The organism is Rhodococcus sp. (in: high G+C Gram-positive bacteria), assembly GCF_049591685.1.
Classification (GTDB): Bacteria; Actinomycetota; Actinomycetes; order Mycobacteriales; family Mycobacteriaceae; genus Rhodococcoides.
The window spans coordinates 1-1,787 of record NZ_JBAWFH010000263.1 but is presented as its reverse complement, the minus strand read 5'-3'; the positions used below and the strand labels follow the sequence as shown (position 1 = coordinate 1,787).

The following is a 1,787-nucleotide window of genomic DNA, read 5'->3' as shown; positions in this document are numbered from 1 at the left end:
GTCGATCTCGGTCCGCCTGCCAGACGCAGGCGACCGCGGCGACGTGAACCGTGCGGGCGGTGACGTAGACGTCGGCGATCTCCCCTGCGACGGCCTGGAACGTGGCGAGTGGCTTGCCGAACTGATGCCGACTCGCGAGGTACTTCGCCGTCAATTCGGCGGCGCCCGCGGCCAGTCCGTCGGCGACGGCGCCGATAGCGGCCACGACGAGTCGGTAGTAGGAGGCGATGTCCTCGGTGACCAACAACCCTGGTGCCGAATCGAATTCGACGACGTACTCCGGATCCCCCGTGGACGACGGCGTCGCCGCCATCCGGACACCGTCACCGCCGGGGTCGACGAGCACGATGCCGGACGAAGTGGCGACGAGCATGCGGTGCGCCTGTTCGGCGTACGGCACAGCGATCTTGGTTCCGGTGATCCGTAGACGATCCCCGTTCGAGACAGTGGTCGTCGAGGGCCGAGCCGGGAACGCAATGCCCGGTTCACTGATGGCCCCGGTGAGAATCCCGCCCGGCACCGCGGCCGCGTCGACGATGTCGTGTGACGCGAACCGTGCGAGCGGCACGAGGCCGTAGCCGATGGTGGCGAGCGCCGGACCCACCGCGGCGCGCCTGGCCAGTTCGGTGAGCACCGTCGCTCCCTCTGCCATCCCGAGGCCGTCACCACCGACGGTCTCGGGCAGCAACATCGTGAACACCCCGGCATCGGACAGGGCCGACCACAGGTCTGCCGGCTCGCGGGCGAGCAGCGCGATGACCATGTCGGCGATCGTCGTCTGGGGTTGATTGCGAGTGAAGTCCACGCGTGAGCACCTACCTACCACCGAGTCGATTCGGGTAGAACGTGTTCTATTTTTAGCACTTCGGGTGGGGAACCACCAGGCCCACTCAGCGCGGCAGACCGAGAATGCGTTCGGCGGCCACGGACAGCAACATCTGCGTGGTCCCGCCCGCGATCGACAGGCACCTGGTCAGCAGCATCTCCTTCGCGAGCGGCCCGTCGACGGCACCGAGCGGCCCCGACGCCTCGAGCGCGAACTCGGCGAGGTCTTGGCGGTGCCGCACACCAACCAGCTTGCGGACACTCGACTCGGCGCCGGGATCCTGACCGCCGAGCCGTCGCAGTGTTGCCCTGAATTCGAGCAGTGAGCCGACCAGCCCGTCCGCGACCAGGCGGCCGAGCCGGTCCGGCACGTCGAGATCGTCACGGGTGGCGTCGATGACCGCCTCGAGGGCAGTTCCGAGGCTGCCCGCGCTGCTCATCGCGACTCGCTCGTTGGCGAGCGTTGTGCGGGCGAGGGCCCAGCCGCCGTTCACCCGGCCGACGACTCCGCTGTCGGGGACGAAGACGTCGTCGAGAAACACCTCGTTGAACACGGCGTCGCCGGTCATTTCGCGCAGCGGCTCGATGCGGATACCGGGGGTGCTCATGTCGAGGACGAAATAGGTGATGGCACTGTGTTTCGGGGCGTCGCGGTCGGTGCGCGCGAGGCAGATCGCCCAGTCCGCTTCGCGGGCCAGGGACGTCCAGATCTTGTGACCGCGCAACGTCCACCCCCCGTCGACCTTCGTGGCGGTGGTCCGCAGCGACGCGAGGTCGGAGCCCGCTTCGGGTTCACTGAAGAGCTGACACCAGGTGATTTCACCGCGCAGCGTCGGCCCTGCGAATCGGTCGATCTGTTCGTCGGTGCCGTGCTCGAGGACGGTCGGTACGGCCCACCAGCCGATGACGAGGTCCGGTGGTTCGATTGCCGCGCGGCGCAATTCCTCGGCGTAGAGCAGTTG

2 protein-coding genes are annotated in these 1,787 nt (G+C 68.1%); both read right to left on the bottom strand.

Annotated features, from left to right (window positions below):
- Positions 1-805, bottom strand: an 805-nt coding sequence (locus WBQ44_RS11095) for an acyl-CoA dehydrogenase family protein (protein ID WP_495566743.1), incomplete at its 3' end; no start/stop codon positions are given.
- An 85-nt stretch (positions 806-890) separates the two neighbouring features.
- On the bottom strand, positions 891-1,787 hold an 897-nt coding region (locus tag WBQ44_RS11090; protein ID WP_495566742.1), incomplete at its 5' end, for an acyl-CoA dehydrogenase family protein.